The following is a 5,029-nucleotide window of genomic DNA, read 5'->3' on the forward strand; positions in this document are numbered from 1 at the left end:
GCGGACTTTCTTGGTCGATAATTATTTACTAAATTAGTTGCTTAGAATACGCAACAAACCATATACAACAACGTTGTGTGTAATTTGACCAAAGCATAACCATTTGAAAATGTGTTAGATATGGATTTTATTATTCTTTTTTAATATTTTATTATCGTTTTACGATAATTTATTATAGATTTGCGATAATAAATTTAATATAAAATGAAAAATAAAACAAAAAACACGGACAAAGGTATTAAAGCCTTTAACACAGTTTACATTATCGGAATTGTTTTCGCTGGAATGAAACTAATTGAATATCTAAAATGGACTTTTCAATTAATAAGAAAATGGAATTTACCAGAAGAACCTTTTTTCTCAAAAGTAAACTTGACAAGTATTGATGCCGAAATGTCAATAACAGCTTATTTAATATTTGCCATTTGTTACATTATTGTTTTTGGTTTCATATTTTTAGGTCTTTACCAACTGAATAAAACGACCAAGCTGTTTGCAGAGAAAATTACTTTTCAAAAAGAAGTTGGTTCTTCTTTTAAAAAAGCAGGAAAATCATTTCTTGCTTTTGCTTTTGGAACATTGATTATTGATATTGCTGTATTAGCTTGGACACTAGGTTCAAGTAAAGTAATTGACTTATTGTCAACTGAATTAATAGTCTTTTTTATTTTAGGTTATCTAATGTTCTTTTTAGCGGATATTTTTGAAGAAGGGGTAACTTTAAAAGAAGAAAACGAATTAACTATATAATTATGGCTATTATAGTTAATTTAGATGTAATGCTTGCCAAAAGAAAAATGCAATCGAAAGAATTGGTTGAAATTCTCGGAATTACACCAGCAAATCTTTCGATACTAAAAACAGGTAAAGCAAAAGCAATACGATTTACAACACTTGAGGCAATTTGTGAGGCTTTAGAGTGTCAACCAGGAGATATTTTAGAATATAAAAACGAATAAAAAACTACACACAACAATGGCTATAAGTAATTGCTTGTTCTCGCATACTTTGGAAATTCCTACGGAATTTCCAACTTGGTGTGTACTTGCAAAGTTAATCGCTAAAACACGCAACTACTCATAGCCGAGACCGTTGTAAAACATTATGAAAAAAACCATTCACCTAGCATTAATATTAGGAATTCTGATTAGTTGTTCAGAAAATAAACACATATCTGAAATCAAAAATTACGTTATTAAAATTGATAATAGAACTGACTTAAATGAATCAATAACGGAATTTAATACTGAAAATCAGAACGGAGAAATTAGTGGTGGAACTTCAATTTACGAATTGACTGATAATGACAATAAATTATACCGAATTATAAAAGAAAGTTCTCAACCGAATGATTCCGTATTTAATTACGAGTTTTATTACAAAGACAAAAAGTTGATATTTGCCAAAGTTATTAAGTTTTTAAACATTTCATCGGAATTTGACACAATTGTGAATAGCGAACTATATTATAAAAACGAAAAACTGATTGAGCAACTTAACAAAAAACCAAAAGGAATAGATTCTGAATATATAAAATTACTGGCTGAATCTTTTACTGTTGAGGGACTTGGAACTGAATAAAAAAACGTTTTACAACAACGTATATAGCTCATAGCTAGTCATTTGCTTAAACGAAGTTAAGGCATATTTGCTAGTCCGCCAAATTTTTTAATTTGGCTTATTGAGAAAAGATAATAAGAAAAATTAAAAAATTCGGCTCGTGCTTAATCCGAAAATAATTTCATAATTTGCACGCTACGAGCCATATACAGAAACGTTGTAAAAAACTGCTGAATCGCGCCAGAAACAAATAAGTTCTTTAAAATTAACTTTTGGTTTTTTGTTATTTGTAAAACTGAATTCTGAAAAAATGTGAATTTCAAAAATGTGGAACACTCTCTCGCTCGCAAAATTCAACTCGTTGAATTTTGCGTATGATGGAAATTAAAAAAAAGTGGGAATTTTCTCAAACTCGGAAAATAAAATTGCGGAATTCTTTCTCAAAATCTGAATTTTGAAAGTTTGTGGAATTGTGAAAATTGTGGAAAAATTACAATGATGGAATTTTACTCAAAACTTGAATTTTGAAAATACTAAAACTGAAAATTGAAATTATTGAAAATTATAATGGAAAAAATAAACACGCATTTTACAACAACGTGTATAAAAAATTGCTACTTTTAGCTTAACCAAAGTTTGTTGCTTTTTTGCAAACTCTGATTTTCCTACGGAAAATCGCCGTTCACAAAAAACGCAACTTTCCATAACACAAACACGTTGTGCGTAATTAGCGAATGAAAAAAATTGAAGCTTTCAAAAACTTTTATAATAATCGAAATTCTGACAACTGGAATTTTGCCAAGCATTATATTCCTCATTGTTTTGAAAGTATATTTATAGTTGAATGGAATTATGGAATAATAGAAAATTTCCCATTTGAGGATTATCCTTTGAAAAATGAAACTTTTGAGGAAATGAACAAAAGAGTAAAAATTGAACAAGAGTTTAATGTTTTATTAAAAAAAGAGGAAGTCTATAAACCAATTTCAATAAAGGAATTAGCTAATAAGTTCAATGTGGAATTTTCACAACGAACGGTTGAATTGATTCCTGAAACCCCAGGAGTTCATTATTTGGAAAATTTAAGTATAGAAAAACTTAAAATTTCACTTCAAAAATTAAAAGAAAATTCTAGACTCAATCTTTTAATTTACGAATCTGAGGAATATGGATTACACCTAGAGAATTTAAAAAGAGAGTATGAAAATATTTCACTGGAAAAATACTTTGAAATACAGGAAATGTATTCATTTCAAGTAGAATCATTATTATTTGAAGAAAATTTGAATTGGTGCATATCAACAGCTGAAGATGCTCCAATTCTGTTAGGTTGTAAACAACAATTTGTGAATAAAATTAATGAAATTGTAAATTTGGAATTATTCAAAGTGGAAAGAGAAGAAGAAATGTATTAAAAAAACTACGCACAACACTGTATAAACTTTATTGCTGCTAAATTTTTCCTTCGGAAAAATACGCAGGCACAAAGTTGTCTAATATTTTGCTTACTTTTAGCTAAACAAAACGCAACAAAGCTTATACGAGAAACGTTGCCCACAATATGAAAAAAATCCTGCTAATATTAATAATTTCAGTAATTAACAAATCATTTAGTCAAAACAGATTGAATGGAATTGTACTAAATTTTGAAACGAAAGAGCCAATTGAATATGTTGATATTTACAATAAAAATGACTTTACTTCAACTAATTCTGAAGGAAGATTTTTATTTAAATCTAAAAATGATTCAATTAAAATCAGGTTAATTGGTTATGAATCAATTTTCACAACTTTTAAAAAAATTAATGACACAATATTTCTTAAAAGTAAATTTGAGGAATTAGATGAAATTATTATAAGTAATAAAAACCCTATTATCAAAGTTTACAATTCTGTATCAAAAAATTATCCCTCTGAACCATACACCGAAACATTTTTTTTAAGAGGTCAAATAAGAAAAAATAGAAAACTAATCAAGATTCAAGATTTGAATGGTTTGGTTAATCGAAAAGTACTTATTGGAACTTCTGAAAAACCAATGCCTAAAAAAAATTATAAAGTAGAAATATTGAATGTTAGAAAAGCTGGAATTGAGGAAAATATTGACTTTGTTATGTTTAATTTCAAACAAATACTTGAACATATTGCTGGAATAGGTTTAAATATTCAAGAATTCGAATTTAATAAAAGTAAATCAAAAGATAAAAATTTCGTAAAATATTCATTTTTCCCTAAAACTGAAAACAAATCAAAAATCGAAGGTTATTATCTTGTAAATGAAAACGACAATGCTATCACAGAATATAAAGTTAAAGAGATTTTAGACGATTCATACAAGAAAGGTAAAAACTTTAAATTTCGAACGAATTATATAGAAAAGATAACTTTTTTTAAAAAAAATATTGCTAAAGGAAAATATTTCATTCATAAAGCAAAAATAAATTCAGAAACTGAAATAATAAATGAAAATGGAAAAAAAGATTTGTATAATGAAACTCATTCTTTTATTGTTCTGAATCAAACAAATCTTAAACTAAATAAAAAACATTCTATAAAAAAAGATATTTTCGAATTTAAAAAACCTTTCAATTTAGAATTTTGGAAAAACCAGGAATATCTATTATTAACAAATAAAATGAATGATTTTTTAAAAACAATAAAAGATTCGAATAATGAATTTAAAACTATAACAAACATAAAGGAATAATACTGTGGGCAACACCGTATAAAAAAAATTGCTAAATTAGTGCTTAACCAAAGTTAGTTGCTTTTTTATCAACTTCTGAATTTCCTTCGGAAATTCCTCGCTGACAAAACCGCAACTTTCCTTATACAACAACGTTGTAAATAATGCGTAATCCACTCAAACTCGTGAAAGTTGGAGTTTCAAAAATGTTGGAATTTGAGCAAAACGTGTGAATTTTGAAACGCTCAAAAATGGAATTTAAAAATTGCTGAACAGACTCTCGCTAACGTTGAATTTTGAATAAAATGAGAAATAAAAATGTTGGAATTTAATCAAACTAAAAATTGCAAAACGCAGGAATCAAAGCAAAACGTTTGAATGAAAAACTGGAATTTAGCAACCTTTGGAATTGAAAATCTTTATGTAATTTTCTCTCAAACTCTGAATTTGGACAAAATTGAATTAAGAACCTGAAAAAGCACTATTTACAACACTGTATAAAATTTATTGCTACTTTATTTTTCCTTCGGAAAAATACGCAGACACAAATTTGTTTCATTTTTTTGCTTACTTTTAGCTAAACTAAACGCAACAAATCTTATACGAGAAACGTTGTAAATAATAGTGGAAAACACTCAGAAACGTGAAAATTTGAATTTCCAAAATGTTTGAATTTAGTTGTTCGTGGGAATTTTTTAATCGCTTAAAATGGAATTTAACAATTGCTGAATTATCTTTCACTCGTGAAAAAATTATTGTGGGAATTTTATCTTGTTTGTGGAA

Annotated in this window: 5 protein-coding genes; all 5 read left to right on the forward strand. The window is 27.2% G+C overall.

All coding sequences use genetic code 11. The annotated features are described in order from the left end of the window. Positions 1–204 precede the first annotated feature (204 nt). The 5 genes from ACW9UN_RS16720 (at position 205) to ACW9UN_RS16740 (ending at position 4,267) form a co-directional block, all read left to right on the forward strand. On the forward strand, positions 205–750 hold the full coding sequence (locus tag ACW9UN_RS16720; protein ID WP_459487508.1) for a DUF2975 domain-containing protein: 546 nt from the start codon (positions 205–207) through the stop codon (positions 748–750). Between the two features lie 2 nt (positions 751–752). Then, a complete protein-coding gene (locus ACW9UN_RS16725) occupies positions 753–959 on the forward strand; it encodes a helix-turn-helix domain-containing protein (protein ID WP_208079289.1) in 207 nt (68 codons plus the stop codon). Between the two features lie 145 nt (positions 960–1,104). Further along, complete coding sequence (locus tag ACW9UN_RS16730) at positions 1,105–1,581, forward strand: hypothetical protein (RefSeq protein ID WP_459487509.1); 477 nt, start codon at positions 1,105–1,107, stop codon at positions 1,579–1,581. Between the two features lie 713 nt (positions 1,582–2,294). Next, positions 2,295–2,975 (forward strand): hypothetical protein, encoded by a 681-nt coding sequence (locus ACW9UN_RS16735; protein WP_459487510.1) that lies wholly within the window; start codon positions 2,295–2,297, stop codon positions 2,973–2,975. Between the two features lie 146 nt (positions 2,976–3,121). Continuing rightward, on the forward strand, positions 3,122–4,267 hold the full coding sequence (locus ACW9UN_RS16740; protein ID WP_459487511.1) for a peptidase associated/transthyretin-like domain-containing protein: 1,146 nt from the start codon (positions 3,122–3,124) through the stop codon (positions 4,265–4,267). Positions 4,268–5,029: the final 762 nt, after the last annotated feature.

It is taken from the genome of Polaribacter litoreus (assembly GCF_054584775.1).